The sequence below is a fragment of the Polaromonas sp. P5_D5 genome (assembly GCF_054049435.1).
Genome location: NZ_JBFUMJ010000001.1, coordinates 98325 through 124206 on the forward strand (window position 1 = coordinate 98325; position 25882 = coordinate 124206).

Consider the following 25882-nt stretch of genomic DNA (forward strand, 5'->3'; position numbering starts at 1 on the left):
CGCTGCGTAACATGAGCACCGTTCCCTGCAGGAATTGGCAAGGTGCATGTGTAGGTTCAATCCTACATAAATGCCAATCCTGGCGCAGCAAAGGATTTGTAAATTGGCCGGGACACAACGCTGAGGCTGTGACAAACGCACGGTTTTGGGGAGCGTTACCTCGCGGACCGGCCTGCCCTCATGGCCCATTTCTGCCCGTGGGAGGAGGTAACCTCCGGCCAGGGGCAAATTCAGCACAATAGCGCCATGCAGCTCAACTACATCGCCAACACCTCCGTCGCATCTTCTTCAGGCAAAACCATCCCGATGATCGACCCGTCCGACGGGCAGGTGTTTGACGAGATCCAGCGCAGCAACGCGCACGACATTGACACTGCCGTGAAGAGCGCCCGGGAATGTCTGGAACTGGTGTGGGGCCGCTTCAGCGCCGCCGAGCGCGGGCGGCTGCTGATGCGGCTTTCCGCCAAGGTAGCCGAGCATGCCGAAGAACTGGCCATGATCGAGCAGCGCGACTGCGGCAAGCCCACCAAACAGGCACGCGCCGACGCGGCGGCCCTGGTGCGCTATTTCGAGTTTTACGCCGGCGCCTGCAACAAGCTGCACGGCGACACCATTCCCTACCTGGACGGCTACAGCGTGATGACCTGGCGCGAGCCACACGGCGTCACCGGCCATGTGATTCCGTGGAATTACCCGATGCAGATCTTCGGCCGCAGCGTGGGCGGCGCGCTGGCCGCAGGCAACGTCTGCGTGGTCAAGCCGGCAGAGGATGCCTGTCTGTCATTGATTCGCGTGGCGCAACTCGCGGCCGAAGTGGGTTTTCCGGCCGGCGCCATCAACATCGTGACCGGCTACGGCCATGAGGTCGGCGACGCGCTGGCCCGCCACAAGGGCATAGACCACATCAGCTTTACCGGCAGCCCCACGGTGGGCACGCTGATCCAGCAGGTGGCGGCCGAGCGCCATTGCCCCGTTACGCTGGAGCTGGGCGGTAAAAGTCCGCAAATCGTGTTTGCCGATGCCGACCTGGATGCCGCCATCCCGGCCATCATCAACGCCATCGTGCAAAACGCCGGGCAAACCTGCTCGGCCGGTTCGCGTCTGCTGGTGGAGCAGGCGATTTACGAACCCCTGCTGCTGCGCTTGGGCGAAGCCTTTGAAAACCTGCGCGTCGGCCCCGCCGCCATGGACCTGGACGTCGGCCCGTTGATCCGGCAAAACCAGCAGCAGCGCGTGTGGGACTTTTTAAGCGATGCGCAGGTTGCCAACATTCCCATGGTGGCTCAGGGCCAGATCGTCGACGAGGCGCCCGACACCGGGTTTTACCAGGCCCCCACCCTGCTGCGCGACGTGCCGGTGATGCACCGGCTGGCGCAGGAGGAAGTGTTTGGCCCGGTGCTGTGCGCGATGAGCTTCAAAAACGAGGATCACGCAGTGGAACTTGCCAATGCCACGCAGTTCGGCCTGGTCGCCGGCATCTGGACGCGCGATGGGGCACGCCAGTTCCGCATGGCCAAACGAGTCAAAAGCGGCCAGGTGTTCATCAACAACTACGGCGCCGGCGGTGGTGTGGAATTACCTTTCGGCGGCGTGAAGTCATCGGGCTACGGCCGTGAAAAAGGCTTTGAGGCCTTGCATGGCTTCACCACGCTGAAAACAGTGGCCATACGGCATGGTTAACCTGAGCTGAGCCGCGGCACCCAGCCAGGTTCACGACCCACCTGCAAGCCGCCACCATGGCGGCTCTGCGCTGTCAGCCTTTGATTTGCGCCGTCTTCACAACGCTTTCAGCTTTTGGCAAAAGCCGCGGGAAGAATGAAAGCTTGGGGGCGAGGAAAGTGGCGGCAAATAATTCACCGTTTCGCTGGCTGATCCAGCCGACACCGTTGAGCTGCACGTCATCACCCTTTCTCGTCACGGCGAATTCAAACCGCGCACCTTTTTCACCTGCAAATACCGAGGGCTCAACCTTGGTCATGCTGACGATGGAACCGTCGGCCGAATACATGATTTCGAAAAGATTGACCAGTTGGTCAAGTGGCATACCTGCCTGATAGGTTGGAACACGGGCGGCCTTCTGCCCGGCCGGCACACTGCCTGCAGGCCTGACCAGCAGTGCCTGGCCTGGCTTGATGGCCGCCCACAGGCGCAAATGGTCAAGCGTCAGCCCCTCCTGGGTCCACATGTCAAAAGGCTGCTTGGTGCCGGGAGGGGAAACCTTGTTCCAGGCGTCGGTCACCTTGACGGCCAGCCGGTTATTGACCAGTTGCTCACCTTCAACCTTGGTGATGGACATGCAGCCCGACAGGAAAGCGAAGGCAAGAAGGATCAGGAGTTTTTTCATGGTTTAAGTTCCGCAATGTAATTTTTAATAAGACCCGCATCCGCTGCCTCAGGCGCGACGGTGAGGTATTTTTCGAAGGCCTGTACGGCCGAGGCGGTGTCGGTCCGCTGCTTTTGCACCAGGCCGAGCGCCCTGAAAGCCTCGGCCGGAGCCTGTTCAAGAGCGGTCACGCGTGTCAGGTCGTTCAGGGACTCCTGAAGATCTTCCTTGCCTGCCCGCAACCGATACACCTCACCCCGCGCATACAGCGCCTGGCCATCTTCGGGATTGCGCGACAGCAGGCGATTGAACAGCACCAGGCTTTCTTCAAACTGGCCACGCCGGATTTCATCCTGCAGCCACCCGAAGCGGTGCCGGGACATAACCTGCTGATATTCCGCTGCACCCGTTTTACCGCCGCCGTCGCCTGCCAGGCGGAGCAGATCATCACGGCGCGTCTCCAGCGGGGGATGCGTCGCCATCATGGGACTGCGTTTGCCAACGTCTTCACCGCCCGTGATCTTGAGTTCGCCCAGCAGGTTGTCCCACACTTGCGCAGCCTGCCTGCCGTCGTAACCCGCCCGGGTCATGAGGCGCATGCCCAGACGATCAGCCCGCGTCTCGTGGTCCCGGGAAAAAGCGAAAGCGCCGGCCAGCGCACCAAGCTGGCCAATGGCGCCGACAAGGCCGAACATGCCGATGAACTGGGCAAAGGCGGCCCGGCTTCTCAGGTCCCGCAGGCGCTCCAGCGTGTGCCGTTCGATGTAGTGGCCGATTTCATGGCCCAGTACCGCAGCGAGTTGCGCCTCATTCTCCGCGCGCAGCAGCAAGCCGGTCCAGACCTGCATCATGCCGTTCGGCGCCATGCTGGCATTGAAGAGCGGCGTACGCACCACATGCACACGAATATCGGGGCAGTGGTCTCCCGCAAGACGGCATACCAAGTCTTGCAGATATTGGCTCAGTTGCGGGTCACGTACGGTAAATGGACTGCGCCGCAGGCGCGTTTCCTCGCGGTCCATCATTCCCCACAGGCCGCCCTCATCCGTTTCCAGCGCGGGGCGGGCAAAGCGCTCTGCGGGCAAAGGCGGGATGGAGGCAGCTGCAGGGTTCTCCTGGCCAAAGGCTGACAGGCCTGGCAACAGGGCGCCCATGCCCACGCAGTGCTTGCAGGCCGACCGCAAAAAAGCGCGGCGCCCGCCAGCCGGCATGCCCATCATCTGGCGACCGGAAAGCCCTTGAGAAGGGCTTCGATGGTTTCTTTGGCTGGCTCAGGTTCCCTCAGGTCACCTGAGGCCCGGCGCAAATCATTGAACCAGACAATCCGCCCGTTATTCAAATCGACCAGCGAGGCATAGCCAATCTGCGCGCCCCCGGCAATCCCAACGCCCAGCACAGCCATGGCGATCATCGCGGCCTTGCGCTCGCTGCTGGCATAGCTGTCGCGCATCCAGATGAACAGGGCGTAATCAGCCCCCGTCTTGTCCTTGAGAGGCTTGACGGCATCTCCGAGTGACCAGTTCAGGGCATCGTTCTTGGTGGGCAGCTTGAGTACACCACCAATCATGTGGTGCAGAAAAACAGATTGCGCGACAGCTCCGTGCAGGGAGTTGATGTCCGCGAGTTCGTCCATGTCTTTTTCTTCAAGCCCGATCACGTCAGAACCCAACTTGAGCTTGCTCGAAGCCAGACCGGACTTGACGTTTTTCTGGGCAGCCATGGTCCAGTCGGCCCTGGGCTCCTGCACGCCGCCGGCACCGATGGAAAAGAGCTCGAGGTCTGCGGGCACGACAACCAGCTTCGAGGCCGCTGCGCGTTCCGAGAATCCGGGTGCCAGGTTCTTGCTGGATTGTTGCGCGTGCGCTGTCCCCGCGAAAAGCACCAGCGCACACAAGGCTGCACCCGCACCGGTGCGGGCAAATTGATAACTCATGAAATCCCTCCCTTTTATAAAGCGCATTGTAGATGTAACTTCATGTTTCACGAATCCCGTCAAGCGAGAGAGACAGAGGGAAAACCCGCGCCACCGTGATCAGCAACAATAAGCAATGGAAGCCGCACGCCACCGTACGGCAGCGTGCGCCGGCAGCAACCTTTACGAGAAAGACAAAATCATGCGGGTCAAGGACAAATCCATCATCGTGACCGGCTCCGGAGGCGGTATCGGGGAAGGCATCGCGCGGCGGCTGGCGGCCGAGGGCGCCAGGGTCATCGTCAACGACATCAATGTGGCGCTGGGCGAGAAAGTCGTCGCTGCCATCGTCAAGGCCGGCGGCACAGCTTCGTTCTTTGCCGCCGACGTCACAAAGTCCGCCGAGGTCAAGGCGCTGGTGGCTGCCGCTGTGCAGCGCTACGGCCGGCTCGACGTGATGGTCAGCAACGCCGGCTGGACGCACCGCAACCAGCCAGCACTTGATGTCAGCGAAGACGATTTCGACAAGTGCTACGCCATCAACGTCAAGAGCATTTACCTGGCTACCATCCACGCCACGCCGGTATTTCGCGAGCAAGGCGGGGGCAGTTTCATCAACATTGCGTCGACGGCGGGGGTACGCCCCCGTCCTGGCCTGACCTGGTACAACGGCTCCAAGGGGGCCGTCATCACGACCTCCAAGTCGCTGGCGGCCGAGCTCGGCCCCGATAACATCCGGGTTAATTGCATCAACCCGGTATTCAACCCCGACACAGGCCTCTCGGCCGAATTCGCGGGTGGCCCGCTGGATGAAGAACGCAAGGCGAAGTTTCGCGCGAGCATTCCGCTGGGACGTTTTTCGACCGCGCTGGATGTGGCCAATGCCGCGCTTTACCTGGCCAGCGACGAAGCGGACTTCATCAGCGGTGTATGCCTGGAAGTAGACGGCGCCCGGTGTGTGTAGAGCCCCCACGGTCGCTCACTTCGTGTAGCTCCCTGCCCCCCGAGGGGGCCGCTCGCCTGCGGCCCGGCAAAGCCAGTCCCGCGGCTCATGCTGGGTTTAAGAGTTCTGTGCGTAACCAGTGCGAGGTATTTCACCAATGGGTGCCGCGGAACCGGCTTTGCCGGGCCGCAGGCACCGTCCCCTGCAAGGGGAAAAGGGCTACACGAAGTGAGCCCGATAGGGGTGTGCCAATTTTTCGGCTTCGCCGGCCCCAGGCGCCGCCCCCTTGAGGGGGGAACGGGCTACACGAAGTGAGCCTGGACGGGGGTGAGCCAATCCCTCTTTGGGGATAAGGCCTGGTTTTAGTGCCCCAGCCGGGCCAATGGGGTAAATTCTCCCTTTGGGCTCCTCACGATGACGACCGACAAAATCATTCCGCTGGCAGATATTCGCTACGCAAGCCGCGTACCGCATATCCCTGCCCGGTTGTCTGCCCCGACGGGCCTGCTGAGCGACACGCTGGGCCGGCCGCTGCGGGATTTGCGCATCAGCGTGACGGATCGCTGCAATTTCCGCTGCAGCTACTGCATGCCGCGCGAGGTATTCGACAAGGACTACGCTTTCCTGCCGCAAACCTCGCTGCTGAGTTTTGAGGAAATCACGCGCCTGGCGAAGATTTTTGTGGCTCATGGGGTCGAGAAAATCCGGCTGACGGGCGGCGAGCCGCTGCTGCGCAAGCACCTGGAGATACTGATCGAAATGCTGGCGAAGCTGCAAACGCCGCAGGGCAAGCCGCTGGACATCACGCTGACCACCAACGCCTCGCTGCTCGCCAAAAAAGCCCAATCCCTCAAGGATGCTGGACTGCAGCGCGTCACCGTGAGCCTTGATGCGCTGGACGACACCATCTTCCGTCGCATGAACGATGTGGACTTTCCGGTAGCCGACGTGCTCAAGGGCATCGAAGTGGCGCAAAAGGTTGGCCTGGCGCCGCTCAAGGTCAACATGGTGGTCAAACGCGGCACCAACGACGCCGAGATCGTACCCATGGCCCGGCATTTCCGCCACAGCGGGGCGGTGTTGCGCTTCATCGAATACATGGACGTGGGCGCCACCAACGGCTGGCGCATGGACGAGGTCCTGCCTTCAGCCCAGGTGGTGGAACGCCTCAACGCCGAATTTCCCTTGGTAGCCATAGACCCCAACTACGCTGGTGAGACCGCCGAGCGCTGGCGTTATGCCGATGGCGCTGGCGAGATTGGCGTGATCAGCAGCGTGACCCAGGCTTTTTGCAGCGACTGCAACCGGGCAAGGCTATCGACCGAGGGCAAGCTGTTTTTATGCCTGTTTGCCAGCCAGGGCCAGGACTTGCGCGCCCTGCTGCGCGGCGGCTACGGCGACGACCAGATCGCGGCGGCTGTGGCCCATATCTGGCAAGGGCGCGATGACCGCTATTCGGAGTTGCGCGCTGCGATGCCCGCTGACACCAGCACACCCGATTCAAACAACGCCAAGCGCGTTGAGATGAGCTACATAGGCGGCTGATTTGACAACCCACGACCACAACACCATGCCCATCCACGCCGAGGCCATCACCGGCGTGATCCTCGCCGGTGGCCGTGGTTCGCGCATGGGCGGGGTCGACAAAGGCCTGCAGAACTTCAACGGCGTTCCTCTCGCCCTGCACACGCTGATGCGGCTGTCGCCCCAGGTCGGTGACGTGATGATCAATGCCAACCGCAACCTGTCCGCTTATGAATCATTCGGCGTTCCGGTGTGGCCCGACAGTACCGGGCTGGGCGAGTTTGCCGGGCCACTGGCGGGATTCCTGACGGGCCTGGAGCGTTGTGAAACCCCTTACCTGTTGACTGTGCCCTGCGACACCCCGCTGTTTCCCGACGACCTGGTGGCACGGCTTGCCGAAGCACTTGCGCAGGACGGTGCTGACTTTGCCGTGGCGGCGGCGCCCGAAGAAGATGGGCAGCTCAGGCCCCAACCGGTGTTTTGCCTCATGGGTACCCACATGCTGGAAAGCCTGGTGCGCTTCACCCACAGTGGCGGCCGCAAGATAGACGCCTGGACGGCGCAGCATAAAACAGCCGTCGTGCCGTTTGACAAACCCGGCGACGACAGCCGCAGCTTCTTCAACGCCAACACACTGGCCGAGCTGCACCAGCTGGAATCCCGCCAGCCGTGAAAACACTCGACCAGATTGCCGCGGAGCTGCAAGGCTACGACCCCCAGGCCCTGTCTGCCGACCAGGTATTGGACTTCCTGTCGCGGCTGGTTATGCCGGTGCAGGAGCAGCTCGAGCTGCCCTTGATGGAGGCTTTCGGGCGGGTGCTGGCCCAGGATGTGGTTTCGCCGTTTGACGTGCCGCCGCACGACAACTCTGCTATGGACGGTTATGCCTTCGATGGTGGGCAGTTGGCTGCAGGCAAGGCGCTCGAGCTGCAGGTGGCCGACGGAACAGCGCTGGCGGGCAAAGCCTGGCAAGGCAGCGCCGGGCCAGGCCAGTGCGTCAAGATCATGACCGGCGCCATCATGCCCTCCGGCCTGGACACCGTGGTGCCGCAGGAGTTTGTCACCCTGCACCAGGATGGCCAGGGCTCGCGCATCAGCATCCCGTCGGGTTTGCTCCGGCCCGGCGACAACCGCCGGCTGCGCGGCGAGGACCTCATGCAAGGCCGGCCGGCGCTATTAAAAGGTGAGCGTATTACGCCCGCCCGCCTTGGGCTTGCAGCCTCTTTGGGCCTTAAAACACTGGCCACCTGGCGGCCGCTGCGGGTGGCCTACTTCTCCACTGGCGATGAGATTTTGTCGCTGGGCGAAGCACCGCGCGAAGGCGCGGTGTATGACAGCAACCGCTACACCGTCTTCGGCATGCTCAGCCGGCTGGGCTGCGAGGTCATCGACATGGGCGTGGTGCGTGACGAGCCGGCGCTTCTGGAGGCCGCATTCAAACGCGCGGCAACCGAGGCCGACGCTGTCATCACCTCCGGCGGTGTCAGCGTGGGCGAAGCAGACTTCACCAAGGCCATGATGAAGAAGCTGGGCGACGTGGCTTTCTGGCGCATTGCGATGCGGCCAGGCCGGCCCATGGCCGTGGGACGGATTTCAATAGAGAAATCGACCTCTAACCCAATAGTTACAGGCGCAAGCAGCTATGAAAAAGATAGCGCCCCACACTCATACCCAAATCCCAACCCCAACGGCGCCATCCTTTTTGGCTTGCCCGGCAATCCCGTTGCGGTGATGGTGACGTTCCTGGCCTTTGTGCGCCCCGCCCTGCTCCAGATGATGGGCGCCAGCGCCGCGCCGGCGCCGTTGCTCAAGGCACGCAGCCTGGAGCCCATTCGCAAGAAACCGGGGCGTACCGAATACCAGCGCGGCTGGGTATCCACCGCGCCCGACGGCTCCCTGGAGGTCCGGACCACCGGCAGCCAGGGCTCGGGCGTCTTGCGCTCCATGGCCGAGGCCAACGGCCTGATGGTGCTTCACCATGCGCAGGGCAATGTCGCTGCAGGGGACCCGGTTGACGTCCTCATGTTTGAGGGCGCCCTGTAAATCCCTTGAATGCACGGCGCTGGCAGACCCTAGTCGTTCCGGGTGCCCGTTAACGGGGGTAGGTCTTCGTAGCCGAAAAAATAGGGCACAACCCGAAAGCTCATCAGCAAGCCGCCGTTTTCCGGCGTTGCGTTCAGGCGTTCGTAGTCATGCGCGGCCAGGTGCTGTATTTTTGCGGCATCGCGCTGCCGGCTGAAAACATCATGACGCCACTGATAGACCTCACTGAGTTTTTCCTCGTAGGTGTAGTGGTGGTCGTTGTCGTTGTAATAGTCGTCAAACCGGTTGCCGCCCAGATAGATGGCATTGGAGCCTTCATACCCCGTTTTCTGGCTGGTGCGCTGGTCGGTGTTCAGAAAATAAGCCCAATCGCCCGGGACAAAGTTGCCGGCGGCAACACCGCCCACCATGCGCAAGACCTTGCCTGGCCGTTCAAGCTCCAGCGGATCAAAATCCGTTTCAAAACTCCACATACGGCCGGGTTCCAGGTCAACCAGCGGCTCACCGTCGGCCAGTAATCGCCGCTCCACGCCTTGCGCCCTGCCCACGTCCTTCTTGACGCGGCGGAAGTAATCCAGTGCACCCTGGGCGAATACCACCTTGGTCGCGGCGTAGCAGCCTATCTCGTATTTCCCCTGCTCAAAAAACATGTCATTGAGGGCTTTGTGCAAAGGGGTACGAAGCTTGGGCGTTCCATTGATCCAATAGCGGGCATTCCACTTGGCAGGGCCACCCTCTGGCCAGCCCCATTCCAGCACCTCTGCCCAGATCACGGTGTTCTGGCGAATCCCGACATGGTCGGCCAATGCCTGCACATCGCAAGCCTTTCCCCTGAATTCGGTCAATCGGCCCGGGTGCAAAAGGGCCAACAGGATTTCTTTTTTGGAAACCGTCTTGAGCTTGCGTGTCTTGTTGTTTCTCACCGGCACCAGCACTACCTCGTCCTTGATCGCCAGCTCCGGGCGTTGCGCCAAAAACAGGGTGCTCACGGCCGCGCCTGAGCCCAGCAGGGAATACGTCATGGTGCCCCGCGGCTTGTCGACAGTTTCCTGAACCAGGCGGGCTGGAATGCCGAGCTGCTGGAGATATCGGAACATGTGGGGGCCGAGCCGCTCCAGCTGGGACGGTGAACAGAAGAACTGCACGCCATATGCGCCCGTTCCAGGCGCTTCCTGGGCTTGCGCAGAAGCCGTATGGGCCAGCGCAAGCAGGAACGGAATCAGGAGAAAAGAAGCAACTGTACGGATTCGGCCCGCTGGGTTTGCGGTCAAACCGGTTTTCTCATCAGCATGCCAGGGACCCGGCCTGGGGCACGCGGTTCCTCATGATCATTTCGCCACGTACTCCGGGTGTTCAAGGTGTTCATCGGGTTGCTCCCTGGCAATGGCCTTGTTGGCCCCTGGGACCGCCTTGCGGGCAAACAGCGTGTACATGGTGGGCACCACAAACACAGTGAGCAAAGTGCCCAGCGACATGCCCCCCACGATAACCCAGCCGATCTGCGTGCGGCTTTCGGCACCCGCGCCCTTGGCCAGGGCCAGCGGCAAGGCTCCCAGCACCATGGCACCAGTCGTCATCATGATGGGGCGAAGGCGCTGCGATGACGCCTTGACCAGCGCGTCGATCATTTCCATGCCCTGCCCGCGCAACTGGTTGGTGAACTCCACAATCAGGATGCCGTGCTTGGTGATCAGGCCAACCAGCGTGATCAGACCAATTTGGGAATACACATTGAGAGAGCCGCCCGACCATTTGAGTGCCAGCAAGGCCCCGATCATGGACAGCGGCACCGACAGCATGATGACCAGCGGATCGATAAAACTTTCAAACTGTGCGGCCAGCACCAGGAAAATAAACACCAGTGCCAATACAAACACAATGGCCAGGGCGCCCTGCGAGTTTCTGAACTCGCGCGAGGTGCCGTTCAGGTCGGTGCTGTAGCCGGTCTTGAGCACCTTGGCGGCGGTCTGGTCCATGAACTTGAGCGCTTCGCCCAGCGAATAGTCGCCCGCAAGGCTGGCCGTGATGGACACCGAGCGACGCTGGCCGAAATGGTTCAACTCGCGAGGTGACACGCTTTCACGCACCTTCACCAGTGCCGACAGCGGAATCATCGCGTCGTTGCGGCCCCGCACATAAATGCGGTCGATGTCTTCAGGCGTGGTGCGGCCGCTGGCTTCGGTCTGCACGATCACGTCGTACTGCTCGGCATCGCGCTTGTAGCGCGTTACGTTGCGCCCGCCCAGCAGGGTCTCGATGGCCTTCGCGACAACCTGGACGCTGACGCCGAGGTCGGCCGCCTTGTCCCGCTCTACCTCAATGCGCAGCTCTGGCTTGTTCAGCCGCAGGTCTACGTCGGGCGAGACGATGCCGGGGTTTTTGGCGATCTCTTCCAGCATCTGGCGCACCACGGTGTTCAGGTTCTGGTAACTGTCGGAGGTCTGGATCACAAAATTGAGCGGCCGTTCGCGAAAGCCCTGCCCGAGGGACGGCGGTGTGATCGGAAAGGCGGTAACACCGGGCAGTGCGTTGAATTTGGGCTGCAGCTCGCGTGCCATGTCGATGGTGGAGCGCGTACGCTTGTCCCAGTCGACTGTGCGGTACACCACGCTGGCCTGCGCCACCGTCGGGTTGCCCACGTTGGCAAAAATACGGTCGAACTCGGGAAAGGGTTCACCCATTTTTTCCAGCGCCCTGGCATAGCGGTTGGTGTAGTCCAGCGTGGCGCCGTCAGGGGCATTGACGTTGGCCAGAATTACCCCGCGGTCTTCAATGGGCGAAAGCTCCTGCTTCATGCTCGGGAAAACCAGTGCAATGGCCAGGGCACTGAGCACCATCACGCCGATAACAAGCCAGCGGGCCTGCAAGGCCATGCCTTTGAGCCGCTGGGCCAGCGAGGGCCGGCCGGCAGGGTCAGCCTCCGCCACGGGCACGTAACGTGTGGTGACGACCCAACGCAGCACTGAGCCGTAGCGGTCGGAGATCGACGTCAACGCCCGTTCCATGAACCGGTCAAAACGATTGGGCTTGGGATTGTGCTTGAGCAGTTGGGTGCACATCATGGGCGTCAGCGTCAGCGCCACAAAGCCCGACACCACCACCGCACCGGCAAGCGCCAGGGCAAACTCCACAAAGAGGCGCCCGGTGCGGCCCGGCGTGAACGCCAAGGGCGCATACACGGCTACCAGCGTGGCCGTCATGGTGACCACGGCAAAGCCGATCTCACGCGCGCCCTTGATGCCGGCCGAGAACGGGTCCATGCCCTCCTCAATGTGCCGGAAAATGTTTTCCAGCATCACGATGGCATCGTCCACCACCAGGCCGATAGCCAGAACCAGCGCCAGCAGGGTCAGCGTGTTGATGGTGAAGCCCGCCAGCGCCATCATGCCGAAGGTGCCGATCAGGCTCACCGGGATGGTGACGATGGGGATGATGGAGGCACGCAGGGTGCGCAGGAACACAAAGATCACCAGGGCCACCAGCACAATCGCCTCGGCGATGGTGTGGTACACGTTGTTCACGGAACGGTCGATGAACACCGAGTTGTCGTTGGCGACGTCAATCAGCATGTCGGACGGCAGGTCGGCCTTCAGCTTGGGGAAGGCCTCCCGCACACCCCTGGACAGGTCCAGCGGGTTGGCCGTTGCCTGGCGGATGACGCCGACTGCCACAGCGGAGCGGCCGTTGAGCCTGACCGCCGTGCGCTCGTCGGCCGCGCCCTCCTCCACGCGCGCGACGTCACGCACCTTGACGGAAAAGCCGTTCACATTCTTGATGACGATCTCGCGAAACTGCGCGGGCCTGACGAGGTCAGTCTGCGAGGTCACGCTGAATTCGCGCTGCTGGGACTCGATGCGGCCGGCCGGCAGCTCGAGGTTGCTGCGGCTGATGGCGTCTTCCACGTCCTGCGTGGTCAGCTTGTAGGAGGCAAGCTTGTCGGTATCCAGCCAGACGCGCATGGCGTACTTGCGCTCGCCAAAGACGCGCACGTCGGCCACGCCGGTCACGGTCTGCAGGCGCGGCTTGACGATGCGGTTGACCAGGTCGTTGATCTGCAGCGGCGTCAGTGAATCGCTGGAAAAAGCCACCTGGATGACCGGAAAGGCATCGGCCTCAACCTTGGCGATCACAGGCTCTTCAATCGCCTGAGGCAGCCGGTTGCGCACCCGCGACGTACGGTCGCGTACTTCAGCGGCAGCCGAGTCAGCGTCTTTTTCGAGCCTGAAACGCACGCTGATCTGCGCCTGGTCGGCACGGCTGATGGAGGTGATGACGTCGACAGCATCAATGCCTGCGATGGAATCTTCCAGCGGCTTGGTCACCTGCGTTTCTATGACCTCCGCGGATGCGCCTGCATAGCGCACGCTCACGGTCACAACGGGTTCATCGATCTTGGGATACTCACGCACCGAAAGGCGGTTGAAGCTCACCGCGCCAACCAGCACGATGAGGAGGGACAGCACGGTGGCAAAGACCGGGCGGCGTATGGAAACTTCAGCGAGTTGCATAAGGGCCTGTGGGGGCTATGGCGCGGCGGCCGCTCAAGCGGGGTCGCGCGCTGGCGGGCCGGCCGGGCGGCGTTCGGCTGGGGCCACGCTACGCACCGGCACCAGGGCTCCTGGGGCCTCCGACACCACCACGCCACAAGGGTTGGGGCCTGCCGGCGGCGCTTGCGGTGCGGCGGCCACAGCTTTGGCCGGCGTGGCCGCAGCCGCAGGGGCCGTTGCGGCAGCTGCCGCGGGCGCAGTACCGGCAGCGGCAGCTTTTGCGTTGCCCGCGCGGGCAGAAGCATTTGCGGCCAGGTCCACCACGGACACCACCGTGCCATCACGCTGTACGCGCTGCTGGCCGGTCGCGACCACAACGTCACCGGACTCCAGGCCTTCGAGGATCTCGACCTTGCCGGGGCTGCGCAGGCCGACCTTGACTTCCACGCGCTTGGTCGTGCGGGTCTGCTCGTTCGGGCCTTCCAGCAGCTTGATGACGAACTGCCGGCCGCCCTGCGGAACAATCGCTTCCTCGGGCACCACGCGGGCGTTCTCGCGCACGCCGAACACCGTGTTGACCCGGGCGAACATGCCGGGCCGCAGCTGCAGCTGGCGGTTGTCGATGCAGCCGCGGATGCCAATGGAACGGCCGTTGGCGTCGATCAGGGGGTCTATGGCCTGGATTTGCGCGTTGTACTTGCGCCCCGGCAAGGCGTCGATGTCGAGGACAGCTGTCTGGCCGCGCCTGACCTTGCTCTGGAAGCGTTCGGGCAGCCGGAAATCGACAAAGATGGCCTCGATGTCTTCGATGTTGACAATGTCCGCGCCGTCTTTCAGGTAGTCGCCCACGTTCACGAGCCGGATACCGGCGATGCCGTCAAATGGCGCGACGATCTTCAGCCGCGCGGCCGTGGCCTTGGCCAGAGACAGTTTGGCCTCGGCCACCTGCAGGTTGGCAGCGCTTTCATCGAGCGAGCGCTGGCTGATGAAGTTTTGCGCCACCAGTTCCTGGTTGCGCTTCTGGTTGGCCCGTGCGATCGACAGTTCGGCCTGGCTTTGCTGCACCTGCGCCAACGGCAACTGGTCGTCGAACTGCACCAGAACCTGGCCTTTGCGCACACGCTGGCCATCGGTGAAATTGAGCTGGGTGATGCGCCCGCTGACCTCGGGGCGCAAGACCACGCCGCGGCGCGAACGCAAACTGCCCACGGCCGAGGTGTCATCCGACAGTCTGGCGAGTTCCACCTTCGCGGCTTCCACGGTCACCGGTTTTCCAGCGGCGGCGCCGTTGGTGCCATTGCCGGCGCCCTGGCCCGTCGAGGCAACCGGAGAAGACTCGGCCGCACCGCCCTGCGCCTTAGGTTTTTGCAGCCACCAGGCAGCACCCGAGGCGACCGCTATGCCCGCTACCGCGACCGCTGTGTAAATTGCTTTTGATGCCATGGGGAGGAAAACTTGTTATACAAAGAGATACAAACTTCCAATGTAGCAGGACACCATGGCGCGCGCAGCCTTTTTCTGGCCTCTGCGCAGGGTGAGCGCGGTAGCTTTACAACGGCTTTACCAAACGGCGCGGGCGAGCAAAACGGTGCGGATGCTATGTACGCTTATGGTGCGTTCCGGAAGGCGCAGTTTTTTTGTGTGGGCCAAGGCTGTTTGGTGCGTGTTTTGCGCACATGTTCCCACCCCGGCTTCAGACTCCCTGACAGGTCTTTGTTACAAGCGGCCGAGCGCGCGTTCCACGCCTTTGTTGGCCAGTGCGTCGGCACGCTCGTTGCCGGGGTCACCGGCATGGCCCTTGACCCAACGCCAGTCGATTTTGTGGCCGCTGGAGACGACAAGGGCGTCCAGGCGCTGCCAGAGATCCACATTCTTGACCGGCGCCTTGGCCGCTGTACGCCAGCCCCGGGCTTTCCAGCCGTGAATCCACTCGGTAATGCCCTTGCGCACGTATTCGCTGTCCAGGTAAAGCGTCACGCTGCAGGGCCGCTTCAGCGCCGCCAGCGCCTCGATGACGGCAGTCATTTCCATGCGGTTGTTGGTAGTGCCAAGTTCGCCGCCAAATAGCTCTTTTTCGGTGCCGCCCATTGCCAGCAGCGCCCCCCAACCTCCGGGGCCGGGGTTTCCCTTGCATGCGCCGTCGGTATAGATCACGACGTGTTGTGGTTGTGGCGTTGTGCCTGTTGGTGTGTCGGTCATGCGTTACAAATGCTCCCGGGAAGCTCCAAAGAGCAGCCGGTGGTTAAAGAAAATCAGGCAGGCGGCTGAGAGCGGGATGATCGGGTGAGCGGCTCCTTGTTGGCTATCGCGGCGGGTGCCGTCGCCGGCGCCCTTCGCGCCTTCCAGGCCGGCTCAAGCAAGCGGACTCCCCGTACACGCTTGACCGCTGCGAGGAAATAAACAGCGCCAAAAATTGGCCACCAGCGTTCCCCCGCCGCATCCATCCACTCGAACCGGTCCAGCCAGGCCTGACTTGTGAGCGCCGGCCGGTAGCAGCCGAAGCGCCCCGACTCTACCTCAAAGTCCAGCAGCCTCAGCCAGTCGCGAAGGCGCCAGTAGCCGATGAACTCGCCTGTTTTGGGAAGAAACAGGTTGTCATACCCCCAACGCTGGTAGATGTGGCCGCGGCGCTGGCGCAGCCCCCACAAGCTGGTCGGGTTGAAGCCGCTGATGACCACCCGCCCTTCCGGAACAAGCACCCGGCTCACCTCGCGCAGGCTGGCATGCGGGTCGCTGCTGAGTTCGAGCGTGTGCGGCAATACCACCAGGTCCAGGCTGTTCTCCGGGAATGGAAGTGCTCCCGCATCGGTCAGGAGCGCCGCGCGCCGGGAACTTGCGGCCGTGCGGCCGCTCGTATCTGTAGCCGGGGACTTTCCGGGTTCAGATGGCGGCGGCAATGAATCCAGCGCCAGCCATTTGTGCGGCATGCGATTGGCTTGCAGGGCGTCGAGCTCCGGCAGGCCCAGTTGCAGGGCGTGGTAACCAAAAACGTCACCGACGGCCTGGTCAAAATGCGTGCGCTCCCAGTCCAGAAGATAGCCACCGGGAGGGGTCTTCAGCCAGTCCGTCAAACCTATAATTTCAGAGCTCATTGAGACCACTGTATGTATTTGATTCCCATTCCTGCCTTTGACGACAACTACCTCTGGTTGTTGCATGACGGCAGGCGCGCCCTGGTCGTGGACCCGGGAGATGCCGGGCCGGTGCAGCGCACCCTGGAGCAGCATGCGTTGCAACTGGAGTCGATTCTAGTCACGCATCACCATGCAGACCATACAGGCGGCGTAGATGCCCTTCGCGAGGCAACAGGTGCTCAGGTCTGGGGCCCGGCCACCGAACACATTCCGCGGCCATACACGCCCCTCAGCGGTGGCGACACAGCGAAAGCCCTTGGTCTTAATTTTCAGGTGATTGATGTACCTGGCCATACCGCAGGCCACATTGCTTTCTACACGCCCGAGGTGAACGGCAGGCCGCTGCTGTTTTGCGGCGACACGCTGTTCTCGGGAGGCTGCGGACGTTTGTTTGAGGGTACACCGGCGCAAATGCTGACCTCGCTCGACAAGCTGGCTGCGTTGCCCGGCAACACCGTCGTCTGTTGTACCCATGAATACACACTCAGCAATCTGCGCTTTGCCATGGCGGTCGAGCCGGAAAACACCGACCTGGCGGCGTATCAGGCGCAATGCGTTGCGCTTCGCACCCAGGAAAAGCCGACCTTGCCGACCTCTGTAGCCCAGGAATTGCTGATCAACCCCTTCTTGCGGACCCGCCAACCCACTATCATGGCTGCTGCCCGGCACTTTGATGCGTCGGCCCGAGACGACAACACCGTATTTGCCGCCATCCGGCAGTGGAAAAACCAATTCAAATGACGCCACACGACCGAACCACTGCAGCCGCTCCTCTTCCCAAACTCATCAATTTCCGTATTGTTCCGCTGGCGTTTCTGCTTGTGGCGACGCTGCTAGCGGGCTGCGCCACACAGCCACCCGGCATGCCGGGTGACCCGGTCCTCACAACAGGAACAAGCCCCACCGCCAAACCGCAAGTGCCGGGCGGTCCGCTTCAAGCCATCACACCAGGTCAGATCGGCTCTTACCAGATCGCCTCCACGGAACCTCCCAAGGAACTATGGGACCGTATTCGCCGCGGCTTCGCCATGCCCGACCTGCAAAATGAGCTGGTGACGGATCGCGAGCAGTGGTATGCCAGCCGGCCGGACTATATCCTGCGCATGACCGAGCGCTCCAGCAAATACCTTTTTCATATCGTTGAAGAACTCGAGCGCCGCCAGATGCCGACGGAACTGGCCCTGCTGCCGTTCATCGAAAGCGCTTTTAACCCGCAAGCCGTTTCCAGCGCCAAAGCCGCCGGCATGTGGCAGTTCATGCCGGCCACCGGTAAATATTTCGACCTGAAGCAAAATGCTTTCCGTGACGACCGGCGCGACGTACTGGCTTCCACCCGAGCAGCGCTGGACTACCTGCAAAAGCTGCATGGCATGTTTGGCGACTGGCATCTGGCGCTGGCGGCCTATAACTGGGGTGAAGGCAGTGTGGGCCGCGCCATTGCCAAAAACCAGAGAGCGGGACTGGGCACCAGCTACACCGACCTGAACATGCCGGCAGAAACCCGGCTCTATGTGCCCAAGCTGCAGGCCGTCAAGAACATTGTGGCCAATCCCCAGGCATTTCGCACCGAGCTGCCGTTGATCGAAAACCACCCTTATTTTCAGCAGGTGCTGATCACACGCGACATTGATGTGGCCCTGGCCGCACGCCTTGCCGACGTCAAGATTGAAGACTTCAAGGCACTGAACCCTTCGGCGCACCGCCCCGTCATCATTGCGGCGGGGACGCCCCAGATCCTGCTTCCCTGGGATAACGCTACGGTGTTCCAACGTAATTTCGAGGCCTACACCCAGGGGCAATACGCCAGCTGGACCGCCTGGTCAGCCCCCAGCACCATGAACCCGGCCGAAGCGGCGCGGCGTACCGGCATGAGTGAAGCCGATCTGCGCAGCGTCAACAACATACCGCCGCGCATGCTCATCAAGGCCGGTTCGACCTTGCTGGTGCCGCGTTCAGCCAAGGTTGAAAACGACGTTACCAGCCACGTTGCGGATACCGCGCAGGTCTCGTTCGCTCCTGAAGTCGTGACGCGCCGCACCACCGTCAAGGCCCGCAAGGGCGAGTCGGTCGCGACCATTGCCAAGCGCTACGGCCTGAGCGCTGCCAGCGTTGCCGAATGGAACAATGTCAGCACTTCCAGCGCTTTCAAACTGGGCCATCAGGTGGTGGTTTTTCTTCCGGTCAAAAGCCACGCCTCCAAAAGCCAGGCCTCAGCCTCCAGCCGCAGTCGCGGCAGTTCCGCGAAAGTGACCAAACGCAGCAATACCAAGACGGTCGTCAAGTCCAAAAAACGTTGACGCTCCGGAGCACGCACTTCAGCAGTCACCAACTGCGGGCTGCTGCTACAGCTTGAACGAACCGCTGCCGAACAGCCCGATCAGGCCGATGACGATCAGGTAAATCGCCACGATGTAATTGAGCAGGCGCGGTATCAGCAGGATAAGGATCCCCGCGATGAGCGACACGATGGGGCCGATGCTGAGTGAAAGATTCATGGTGTGTCCTTGGAGTGAAGCCGGCTCGCCGCTGCTGCGCATGGCAGAAGCGGTGCAGGCAGCCACGACTTTAAGGAGCCGCCCGGCCACAGGCTGTAGGACGACAGGAAGAGTTGCGGTACAGGGTAGAACCTGTTCGCGGCCTAAACGAGGTCCCGCAAGCCCCTTTTCGGGATGGGATGCAAGGCGCGGTGCGCTGCCCATAGCACCGCTATGGGTTAGCGCCGCAACGCCGCAGACCGCCCGAAAAGGGGCTTGCCCTCCGGGTTGGGGTGAAATCGGGCGATTGAGCCACCCGAGCTCTTGCATGGGCATTAGCCCATGCGGCGTGCCCGGTCGGCCCACTCATCCCGATTGCATCCCAACGGAACCCCGTTTAGGCCGTGAACAGGTTCTTAGAGTTTTTCTGTCTCACCGATGCGCGGCTGCCATTTCATGAGCCGCTTCTCCAGCTTGCCAACAATGCCGTCCAGCACGAGGGCGAACGCCGTCAGCACCACGATGCCGGCAAACACCGTGTTCACGTCAAACGTGCCCTCGGCCTGCAAAATCAGGTAGCCCACTCCGCGCGCCGACCCCAGGTATTCACCCACGACAGCCCCGACAAACGCCAGGCCCACAGAGGTATGCAGGCTGGAAAACACCCAGCTGGTCGCGCTTGGCAGGTACACCGTGCGCAACAGCTGGCGCTGGTTGGCGCCCAGCATGCGGGCATTCGCCAGCACCACCGGGCTGACCTCTTTCACACCCTGGTAAACATTGAAAAACACGATGAAAAATACCAGCGTGACCGCCAGCGCTACCTTGCTCCAGATGCCAAGGCCAAGCCACAGCGAGAAGATCGGCGCCAGAATCACCCGCGGCATCGAGTTGGCGGCTTTGATGTAAGGGTCCAGGATCGCGCTGGCCGTAGGGGCCAAGGCCAGCCACAGCCCGCAGGCCAGGCCCAGCGCCGTGCCTATGCCGAAGGCCAACACAGTTTCCAGCAGGGTGGTGCCCAGATGAAGGTAGATGTCGGCGTTGCCTGCCAGTCCATCGGGGAACAGGCCGCTCGGCCCGAAACCAAAGGGCATGAACCAGCTCCATATCTTGCCGGCCACCTTGATCGGCTCGCCCAGGAAAAAAGCAATTTTCTGGTCGCGCGACGCCAGGTGCCAGCCGATCAGAATGAATACCAGCAAACCGACTTGCCATGCGCGGAGATTGCTTTCAGAGGGCTTGAGATGGCGCCACATGATCAGGCTGCCTTCTTGAGTTGCTGTGCATAGCCTTTAAGCACTTCATCGCGCAGCACGTCCCAGATCTGTTTGTGCAGCTCCACAAAACGCGGCTGGCTGCGCACCTCCGCCACGTCACGCGGGCGCGGCAGGTCAATCGGGAATTCGCCGATAGGATGCGTGCCGGGGCCAGCCGACAGCACCACCACCCTGTCGCTCATGGCAATGGCTTCGTCCAGATCGTGCGTGATGAACAGCACCGCCTTTTTCTTGGCAGCCCACAGGTCCAGCACTTCGTTTTCCATGAGCTGGCGTGTCTGAATATCCAGCGCACTGAACGGCTCGTCCATCAGGATGATGTCGGGGTCCAGTGCCAGCACCTGGGCCAGTGCGGTGCGTTTGCGCATGCCGCCCGAAAGCTGGTGCGGATAGCGGTCACCGAACTCGCCCAGGCCCACACGTTCCAGCCAGGCCTGCGCCTGGCGGCGGGCTTCATCGTCGGGAATGCCCCGGTATTGCAATCCCATCATCACATTGGCGATGGCGCTGCGCCATGGCATCAAAGCTTCGGTCTGGAACATGTAGCCGGCGCGGGTGTTGATGCCGCCCAGCGGCTGGCCAAACACCCGAACCTCGCCGGAAGACGGCTCCAGCAAACCGGCACCAATATTGAGCAACGTGGATTTACCGCACCCTGTAGGCCCGACAACCGAAACGAATTCACCGGCCCGTATGCGCAAGGTAGTGTCGCTCACCGCCGTATAACGCTGGCCCGCATCGTCGCGCGAGTGAAAGGTACAGCTGATGTTGATCAACTCCAGGGCGTAGGCGTCGTCGGGTTCTGGCATGGCGGGAGCTTACAGCAAGGTGCTGCGCAGGGCCTCTATCTTCACCAGCCGGGGCCGCGGGACTGGCTTTGCCAGACCGCAGGCGCAGCGGCCCCGAGGGGCTGGAGCCCGCGGCTCCAAGCCTGCCTGCGCAGGCCTGGACGGGCGACAGAGGCGAAGCGTCTCGCGAGCCGCGGCCTGCAAGGCCTCGCGCATTACACGAAGTGAAAAGCGTGGGGGCTCAAGCTTTGAATCGGTCCTTGGCCTTGCGCGCAAACTCGTTGGTATAGGTCTTGGCGATGTCGATCTTGTCGGCCTTGATGCTGGGGTCAAAGCTTGCCAGTGCCTTGAGCGCCGTGCGCGCACCATCATCAGGAATGATGCCGTCAAGCGAGATCGACTCACGCACCTTGTTGAATGACGCAAGGTACAGCGCCCGGTCACCCAGCAGGTAGCTCTCGGGCACGGTCTTGATGATGTCACCGGGGCCTGCCGTCTGCAGCCATTTGAGCCCATGCACGATCGCATTGGCCAGTGCCTGGCAAGTGTTGGGATTTTTCTGGACGAACTCTATCGGGGCGTACAGGCAGGCCGCCGGCATGGAACCGCCAAAAACTTCGATCGTGCCCTTGAGGGTGCGCGTATCGCTGATGATCTTTACCTCGCCCTTTTGCTCGAGCATGGTCATGACCGGGTCGGTATTGCTCATGGCATCGATCTGCCCCGAACGCATCGCAGTCAGTGCGCCCGCCGCAGTGCCGACTCCGATAAAACTCACGTCGCCGGGTTTGAGGCCTGCGCGCGAAAGTACCAGGTTGGCCATCATGTTGGTGGATGACCCCGGCGCAGACACACCGATTCTCTTGCCCTTCAGGTCTGCGACCGTTTTGTAGTTGGGCATGTTTTTGGTCGAGACGCCAAAAGCGATTTGCGGCGCCCTGCCCTGCAGCACAAAAGCCTGGAACATCTGGTTTTTGGACTGAAGGTTGATGGTGTGCTCGAAAGCACCCGAGCAGACGTCGGCAGAGCCGCCCACCACGGCCTGTAGCGCGCGCGCGCCACCGGCAAAGTCGCTGATTTCAATGTCCAGGCCCTCAGCCTTGAAATACCCCAGTTGCTCTGAAATGGTAAGAGGCAGGTAATAGAACGCCGCCTTGCCGCCGACCGCCAGCGCAATTTTTGTTTTCTCGAGCCTGGGTTGCGCGCGAAGCGCCGGCAATGCCAGCGTTGCTGCTGCCAGTGCGGTGCCACCGGCAAAAGCCCGGCGGGAAATCAGGGGTTGGCGATTCATGCAAGCCTCTCTCTTTTTTTGATGTCACAAGCTTATCGAGGCATAAAAAAACCCGCATCGGGGTCATCCCGTGCGGGTTTTTACCGAAGGTGATCGCGTTACCAGAGGTAACTTTCACACGCCCGACGCATGTGTCAACGAAAGCCGGAAAAAAGAATGACGATATTGATAAAAAGTGCACACGCCCAGATGGCCGAGCGGGCTTTGGCCAGGTCAGCGATGTACATCATGATGTAGGCAATGCGCAGCACGACAAAGAGCAATGCCAGGATGTCCAGCCGTGTCTGCCCCGCCTGCAGGACGTGCGCAATGATGACTGCTGCAAAGAAAAAGGGCAGCGCCTCGAAGGTGTTGGCTTGCGCGGCGTTGGCCCGGGCACGCCAGTCGGTTTGCTGCGCCAGCCAGCCTCGCGGGTTGTGGTTGTCGTATCCGCCGTCGCGCCGCGGGGTGCTCATCGTGCCGTATTTGGCAATGGCCGCACACACAATGGGCAACAGGGCCGCAATCAGAACACACCAGTAGGCAATGGTGAAGCGTGCGAATGTCATGGTGGGTTCCTTTCGTTATGGTCGCCCGCTGCGGGCATGAAGCTGTCAAGATAAAACTAAAAACACCGCCCTCACCTGCGGTCCACCAACGCGTGGGCAATGGTGCCCAAATCTACGTATTCAAGTTCGCTTCCCACCGGCACTCCGCGCGCCAGGCGCGTCACCTGGACGCCGCGGCTTTTCAGCGCTTGTGCAATCACGTGCGCAGTGGCTTCGCCTTCGGCCGTGAAATTGGTCGCCAGGATGACTTCCTGCACTTCGCGCGATGCAGGCGGCAACGCCTCGCCGCGCTCGTTCTTGGGCACCACGCGGTCAAACAGTTTTTGCAAGCCGATGTCGTTGGGGCCTATGCCGTCAAGCGGGCTCAGCTTGCCCATGAGCACAAAATAAAGGCCCTTGTAGGCCAGCGTGCGTTCAAGGGCAGCCTGGTCGGCCGGTGTTTCAACCACGCACAGCTTGCTGCGGTCACGCTGCGGGTTGGCGCAGGTGGTGCAAACCTCCTGCTCGGTCAGCGTGTTGCACAGGGTGCAATGCCGCACGCTGTTGACGGCGTGCTCCAGCGCACGGGCAATCTGCAGCGCGCCGGGCTTGTCGTGCTGCAGGAGATGGAACGCCATGCGCGCGGCCGACTTGGCGCCCACGCCCGGCAGCTTGCGCAGCGCCTGGGTCAAGCCTTCGAGAGCATTCGAATCAGCCATGTGGCAGCAGCGACCGAGCGTTGTACCCGCTTTCGCAAGCAGGGGCCGCGGAACCGGCTTTGCCGGGCCGCAGGCGCAGCGGCCCCTTTTCTCGTGCAAGGGGCAGGGAGCCGCCGCAGGCTCGCAGTGAGCGACCGTGGGGGCTCACAACTAAAACGGGAGTTTCATCCCGCCAGGGAGACCGGGCATCCCGGCCGTGAGCTTGCCCATTTTCTCGTTGCTCACTTCCTCGGCCTTGCGCACGGCGGCGTTGAACGCAGCGGCTACCAGGTCTTCCAGCATGTCCTTGTCGTCAGTCAGCAGGCTGGGGTCAATTTCGACGCGTTTGACATCGTGCTTGCAGGTCATGGTGACCTTCACCAGGCCGGCGCCGGCCTCAGCGGTGACTTCCACAAATGCCAGTTCTTCCTGGGCTTTCTTGAGGTTGTCCTGCATCGCCTGCGCCTGCTTCATGAGGCCCGCGAGTTGTCCTTTGTTAAACATGGTAGTTCCTTTAAAACTTGAAATCGAGGTGTGCTTTGCGTCTGAAATTGCGTCGAAATTGGGGGCAGAAATTGGTTTTAAAACCTGCCTTTGATCATATCGACTTCGCAGCCAGCGGCCGGATGCTGCCGGGGACAATTTTGGCGCCCCAGTCGCGAATCATGTCCTGCACAAACGGGTCGTTCTGGATCATTTCTTCGGCCGCACGCTGGCGCTCGGCTTGCGCCGCCGCATTGCGGCGCGCCGGGGTGTCGGTGACGGGCCCCACTTCCACCGCGAGCCGCAAGGCCGCATCGCCGAGATGCGCCTGCAGTGCGGCTTGCAGCTTTTCACGCGCTGCCGCCTGGTTCAGCGACTCGCGTTCTACCCGAAGCGTCCACAGCCCATCGGCCTGGCTGCGCAGCTCCGACTGCAGGCCCAGCTCACGCGTCAGCGCCGCCACGGCTTCGGCGGCCACCAGCTGGTTGACAGTCTGGCTCCAGTCTTCGCCGTGCGGAACAGGCACCAGAGGCGCGACGGCAGCTGCTGGCGCGCCCGGCTGCGGGCGCTGCTGCGGTACTGGCCGCTCCGGCATCGCCACGGGAGTCGCTACTGAATTGATAGCTGCTTGCGCACGCTCCGCTTGGGCTGCGGGCTGTTTTTTCTCAAAATCCTGAGAAGTGGGTGTTTCTTGCGGAACACGCGGCGCAGCAGGCACCGGCTCATCATGGGTAGGTTCGCGTGCAGCGGCAGGCGCCGGCGCCGCGCGCCGTTCAGGCAAAGCCACGGGCGCATGGGCCCGCGCCACCTCAGGCTGGGGCTTTTTTCCAGGCTCGGCGGCACCCCCCGCATGGGTGGTAGCCGAAGCCGACGGTTTGAAGGCCAGCAAGCGCAGCAGTACCATGGTCAGCCCGGCATATTCATCGGGCGCAAGGCCCAATTCACCGCGGCCATGCAGGCACAGGCTGTAAAGCAGCTGCGTTTCATCAGCGGGCAGCGCCTGGGCCAGCCGGGCCGTCTCCGCGATATCCGGGTCGGCCCCGTCGTCACCCGCCCCCATCTCGGGTACGGCCTGCAACACCGCCATGCGTTGCAGCACCGTCGTCATTTCTTCCAGGGTGGAAGCCGCGCTCAAGCCGTTCAGCCGCAACGCTTCGGAGGTTTCGACCACGGTTTTGCCGTCGCCGCGCGCCAGGGCATCCAGCAGGCGGTAGACATAGCTGCGGTCCACGCTGCCCAGCATGGTGCGCACACTGGCTTCTTCAAGCTTGCCCGAGCCAAACGCAATGGCCTGGTCCGTCAGCGACAGGGCGTCGCGCATGGAGCCGCGCGCCGCGCGCGCCAGCAGGCGCAACGCCTGCTGCTCGGCCGGGACGTTTTCAACGCCCAGCACCTGCGTGAGGTGCTCCAGCACCGTCTCGGGCGCCATGGGCCGCAGGTTGAACTGCAGGCAGCGCGACAGCACGGTGGCCGGCACCTTCTGCGGGTCGGTCGTGGCCAGTACAAACTTCAAATACTCGGGAGGTTCTTCCAGCGTCTTGAGCATGGCGTTGAACGCCGTGTTCGTCAGCATGTGCACCTCGTCGATCATGAAGACCTTGAAGCGGCCGACGACAGGTTTGTAAACGGCCTGCTCGAGCAGTTGTGCGATTTCATCCACGCCGCGGTTGGACGCCGCGTCCAGCTCGGTGTAGTCGACAAAACGACCGCTGTCGATGTCGGTACAGGCCTGGCACACGCCACACGGCGTGGCCGTGATGCCGCCCTGCCCGTCCGGGCCCAGGCAGTTGAGCGACTTGGCCAGAATGCGTGAAATGGTTGTCTTGCCCACGCCCCGCGTGCCGGTGAACAGGTAAGCATGGTGCAACCGCTGGGTGGCCAGCGCATTGCCCAGCGCCTGCACCACATGCGACTGCCCCACCATTTCCGAGAAATTTTTGGGGCGGTATTTGCGGGCAAGAACGAGATAGGACATCCG

23 protein-coding genes are annotated in these 25882 nt (G+C 62.2%); 7 read left to right on the forward strand and 16 right to left on the reverse strand.

The annotated features are described in order from the left end of the window. The first annotated feature begins 246 nt into the window (after positions 1-246). On the forward strand, positions 247-1680 hold the full coding sequence (locus tag ACXJKE_RS00495; RefSeq protein ID WP_457278620.1) for an aldehyde dehydrogenase family protein: 1434 nt from the start codon (positions 247-249) through the stop codon (positions 1678-1680). Positions 1681-1753: 73 nt separating this feature from the next. On the opposite strand, the gene ACXJKE_RS00500 is transcribed toward ACXJKE_RS00495, so the two are convergent. From ACXJKE_RS00500 to ACXJKE_RS00510, 3 genes are all read right to left on the reverse strand, one after another. Further along, complete coding sequence (locus ACXJKE_RS00500) at positions 1754-2344, reverse strand: hypothetical protein (protein WP_457278621.1); 591 nt, start codon at positions 2342-2344, stop codon at positions 1754-1756. Continuing rightward, positions 2341-3477 carry a M48 family metalloprotease gene (locus ACXJKE_RS00505; RefSeq protein ID WP_457278622.1) on the reverse strand — a complete coding sequence of 379 codons (1137 nt, stop codon included), beginning with the start codon at positions 3475-3477 and terminating at the stop codon, positions 2341-2343. Before ACXJKE_RS00505 ends, ACXJKE_RS00500 begins: the two co-directional genes overlap by 4 nt. 62 nt (positions 3478-3539) lie before the next feature. Beyond that, the gene (locus ACXJKE_RS00510; RefSeq protein ID WP_457278623.1) at positions 3540-4256 is read right to left on the reverse strand and encodes a hypothetical protein; all 717 of its coding nucleotides are present in this window, start codon (positions 4254-4256) and stop codon (positions 3540-3542) included. Between the two features lie 181 nt (positions 4257-4437). Here ACXJKE_RS00510 and ACXJKE_RS00515 point away from each other — a divergent pair, with 181 nt between their 5' ends. The 4 genes from ACXJKE_RS00515 (at position 4438) to moeA (ending at position 8745) form a co-directional block, all read left to right on the forward strand. Further along, the gene (locus tag ACXJKE_RS00515; RefSeq protein ID WP_457279763.1) at positions 4438-5199 is read left to right on the forward strand and encodes an SDR family oxidoreductase; all 762 of its coding nucleotides are present in this window, start codon (positions 4438-4440) and stop codon (positions 5197-5199) included. Positions 5200-5592: 393 nt separating this feature from the next. Continuing rightward, positions 5593-6723 carry a GTP 3',8-cyclase MoaA gene (moaA, locus tag ACXJKE_RS00520; protein ID WP_457278624.1) on the forward strand — a complete coding sequence of 377 codons (1131 nt, stop codon included), beginning with the start codon at positions 5593-5595 and terminating at the stop codon, positions 6721-6723. A 25-nt stretch (positions 6724-6748) separates the two neighbouring features. Continuing rightward, entirely contained in the window at positions 6749-7375 is a 627-nt protein-coding gene (mobA, locus tag ACXJKE_RS00525) for a molybdenum cofactor guanylyltransferase MobA (protein ID WP_457278625.1), read from the forward strand. Next, positions 7372-8745, forward strand: a complete 1374-nt coding sequence (gene moeA, locus ACXJKE_RS00530) for a molybdopterin molybdotransferase MoeA (RefSeq protein WP_457278626.1) — start codon at positions 7372-7374, stop codon at positions 8743-8745. The genes mobA and moeA overlap by 4 nt, the downstream gene beginning before the upstream one ends. A 29-nt stretch (positions 8746-8774) precedes the next feature. On the opposite strand, the gene ACXJKE_RS00535 is transcribed toward moeA, so the two are convergent. The 5 genes from ACXJKE_RS00535 to ACXJKE_RS00555 all read right to left on the reverse strand — a co-directional run bounded on the left by ACXJKE_RS00535 (position 8775) and on the right by ACXJKE_RS00555 (position 16324). Further along, positions 8775-10016 (reverse strand): hypothetical protein, encoded by a 1242-nt coding sequence (locus ACXJKE_RS00535; protein ID WP_457278627.1) that lies wholly within the window; start codon positions 10014-10016, stop codon positions 8775-8777. A 57-nt stretch (positions 10017-10073) separates the two neighbouring features. Beyond that, a complete protein-coding gene (locus tag ACXJKE_RS00540) occupies positions 10074-13253 on the reverse strand; it encodes an efflux RND transporter permease subunit (protein WP_457278628.1) in 3180 nt (1059 codons plus the stop codon). Between the two features lie 33 nt (positions 13254-13286). After that, positions 13287-14675 (reverse strand): efflux RND transporter periplasmic adaptor subunit, encoded by a 1389-nt coding sequence (locus tag ACXJKE_RS00545; RefSeq protein WP_457278629.1) that lies wholly within the window; start codon positions 14673-14675, stop codon positions 13287-13289. A 273-nt stretch (positions 14676-14948) separates the two neighbouring features. Further along, positions 14949-15431 (reverse strand): ribonuclease HI, encoded by a 483-nt coding sequence (rnhA, locus tag ACXJKE_RS00550; RefSeq protein ID WP_457278630.1) that lies wholly within the window; start codon positions 15429-15431, stop codon positions 14949-14951. A gap of 53 nt (positions 15432-15484) precedes the next feature. Next, complete coding sequence (locus ACXJKE_RS00555; RefSeq protein WP_457278631.1) at positions 15485-16324, reverse strand: class I SAM-dependent methyltransferase; 840 nt, start codon at positions 16322-16324, stop codon at positions 15485-15487. Positions 16325-16336: 12 nt separating this feature from the next. On the opposite strand from ACXJKE_RS00555, the gene gloB reads away from it, so the two are divergent. Continuing rightward, a complete protein-coding gene (gloB, locus tag ACXJKE_RS00560) occupies positions 16337-17107 on the forward strand; it encodes a hydroxyacylglutathione hydrolase (protein ID WP_457278632.1) in 771 nt (256 codons plus the stop codon). Then, positions 17104-18663 (forward strand): transglycosylase SLT domain-containing protein, encoded by a 1560-nt coding sequence (locus ACXJKE_RS00565; RefSeq protein ID WP_457278633.1) that lies wholly within the window; start codon positions 17104-17106, stop codon positions 18661-18663. Before gloB ends, ACXJKE_RS00565 begins: the two co-directional genes overlap by 4 nt. Positions 18664-18708: 45 nt before the next feature. Here ACXJKE_RS00565 and ACXJKE_RS00570 read toward each other — a convergent pair whose 3' ends face one another. From ACXJKE_RS00570 to dnaX, 8 genes are all read right to left on the reverse strand, one after another. Beyond that, positions 18709-18861 (reverse strand): DUF3096 domain-containing protein, encoded by a 153-nt coding sequence (locus ACXJKE_RS00570; protein ID WP_348050368.1) that lies wholly within the window; start codon positions 18859-18861, stop codon positions 18709-18711. A 395-nt stretch (positions 18862-19256) separates the two neighbouring features. Beyond that, on the reverse strand, positions 19257-20096 hold the full coding sequence (locus tag ACXJKE_RS00575; RefSeq protein WP_457278634.1) for an ABC transporter permease: 840 nt from the start codon (positions 20094-20096) through the stop codon (positions 19257-19259). Positions 20097-20098: 2 nt separating this feature from the next. After that, positions 20099-20926, reverse strand: coding sequence for an ABC transporter ATP-binding protein (locus ACXJKE_RS00580; RefSeq protein WP_457278635.1), 828 nt, complete (start codon positions 20924-20926; stop codon positions 20099-20101). Between the two features lie 220 nt (positions 20927-21146). Further along, positions 21147-22196, reverse strand: a complete 1050-nt coding sequence (locus ACXJKE_RS00585) for an ABC transporter substrate-binding protein (RefSeq protein WP_457278636.1) — start codon at positions 22194-22196, stop codon at positions 21147-21149. Positions 22197-22330: 134 nt separating this feature from the next. Continuing rightward, a complete protein-coding gene (locus ACXJKE_RS00590) occupies positions 22331-22744 on the reverse strand; it encodes an MAPEG family protein (protein ID WP_457278637.1) in 414 nt (137 codons plus the stop codon). Between the two features lie 71 nt (positions 22745-22815). Further along, positions 22816-23442: a recombination mediator RecR gene (gene recR, locus ACXJKE_RS00595; RefSeq protein WP_457278638.1), complete on the reverse strand. Its 627-nt coding sequence runs from the start codon at positions 23440-23442 to the stop codon at positions 22816-22818. Between the two features lie 150 nt (positions 23443-23592). Beyond that, positions 23593-23925 (reverse strand): YbaB/EbfC family nucleoid-associated protein, encoded by a 333-nt coding sequence (locus ACXJKE_RS00600; RefSeq protein ID WP_457278639.1) that lies wholly within the window; start codon positions 23923-23925, stop codon positions 23593-23595. Positions 23926-24019: 94 nt separating this feature from the next. Then, on the reverse strand, positions 24020-25879 hold the full coding sequence (gene dnaX, locus ACXJKE_RS00605) for a DNA polymerase III subunit gamma/tau (protein WP_457278640.1): 1860 nt from the start codon (positions 25877-25879) through the stop codon (positions 24020-24022). Positions 25880-25882 lie beyond the last annotated feature (3 nt).

Excerpts from the sequence above, each read along its gene's own strand:
- ACXJKE_RS00495 (WP_457278620.1), top strand. The coding sequence starts at position 247 with ATGCAGCTCAACTACATCGCCAACACCTCCGTCGCATCTTCTTCAGGC.
- ACXJKE_RS00500 (WP_457278621.1), bottom strand. The coding sequence starts at position 2,344 with ATGAAAAAACTCCTGATCCTTCTTGCCTTCGCTTTCCTGTCGGGCTGC.
- ACXJKE_RS00505 (WP_457278622.1), bottom strand. The coding sequence starts at position 3,477 with ATGGGCGCCCTGTTGCCAGGCCTGTCAGCCTTTGGCCAGGAGAACCCT.
- ACXJKE_RS00510 (WP_457278623.1), bottom strand. The coding sequence starts at position 4,256 with ATGAGTTATCAATTTGCCCGCACCGGTGCGGGTGCAGCCTTGTGTGCG.
- ACXJKE_RS00515 (WP_457279763.1), top strand. The coding sequence starts at position 4,438 with ATGCGGGTCAAGGACAAATCCATCATCGTGACCGGCTCCGGAGGCGGT.
- moaA (WP_457278624.1), top strand. The coding sequence starts at position 5,593 with ATGACGACCGACAAAATCATTCCGCTGGCAGATATTCGCTACGCAAGC.
- mobA (WP_457278625.1), top strand. The coding sequence starts at position 6,749 with ATGCCCATCCACGCCGAGGCCATCACCGGCGTGATCCTCGCCGGTGGC.
- ACXJKE_RS00540 (WP_457278628.1), bottom strand. The coding sequence starts at position 13,253 with ATGCAACTCGCTGAAGTTTCCATACGCCGCCCGGTCTTTGCCACCGTG.
- ACXJKE_RS00545 (WP_457278629.1), bottom strand. The coding sequence starts at position 14,675 with ATGGCATCAAAAGCAATTTACACAGCGGTCGCGGTAGCGGGCATAGCG.
- rnhA (WP_457278630.1), bottom strand. The coding sequence starts at position 15,431 with ATGACCGACACACCAACAGGCACAACGCCACAACCACAACACGTCGTG.
- ACXJKE_RS00555 (WP_457278631.1), bottom strand. The coding sequence starts at position 16,324 with ATGAGCTCTGAAATTATAGGTTTGACGGACTGGCTGAAGACCCCTCCC.
- gloB (WP_457278632.1), top strand. The coding sequence starts at position 16,337 with ATGTATTTGATTCCCATTCCTGCCTTTGACGACAACTACCTCTGGTTG.
- ACXJKE_RS00565 (WP_457278633.1), top strand. The coding sequence starts at position 17,104 with ATGACGCCACACGACCGAACCACTGCAGCCGCTCCTCTTCCCAAACTC.
- ACXJKE_RS00570 (WP_348050368.1), bottom strand. The coding sequence starts at position 18,861 with ATGAATCTTTCACTCAGCATCGGCCCCATCGTGTCGCTCATCGCGGGG.
- ACXJKE_RS00575 (WP_457278634.1), bottom strand. The coding sequence starts at position 20,096 with ATGTGGCGCCATCTCAAGCCCTCTGAAAGCAATCTCCGCGCATGGCAA.
- ACXJKE_RS00580 (WP_457278635.1), bottom strand. The coding sequence starts at position 20,926 with ATGCCAGAACCCGACGACGCCTACGCCCTGGAGTTGATCAACATCAGC.
- ACXJKE_RS00585 (WP_457278636.1), bottom strand. The coding sequence starts at position 22,196 with ATGAATCGCCAACCCCTGATTTCCCGCCGGGCTTTTGCCGGTGGCACC.
- ACXJKE_RS00590 (WP_457278637.1), bottom strand. The coding sequence starts at position 22,744 with ATGACATTCGCACGCTTCACCATTGCCTACTGGTGTGTTCTGATTGCG.
- recR (WP_457278638.1), bottom strand. The coding sequence starts at position 23,442 with ATGGCTGATTCGAATGCTCTCGAAGGCTTGACCCAGGCGCTGCGCAAG.
- ACXJKE_RS00600 (WP_457278639.1), bottom strand. The coding sequence starts at position 23,925 with ATGTTTAACAAAGGACAACTCGCGGGCCTCATGAAGCAGGCGCAGGCG.
- dnaX (WP_457278640.1), bottom strand. The coding sequence starts at position 25,879 with ATGTCCTATCTCGTTCTTGCCCGCAAATACCGCCCCAAAAATTTCTCG.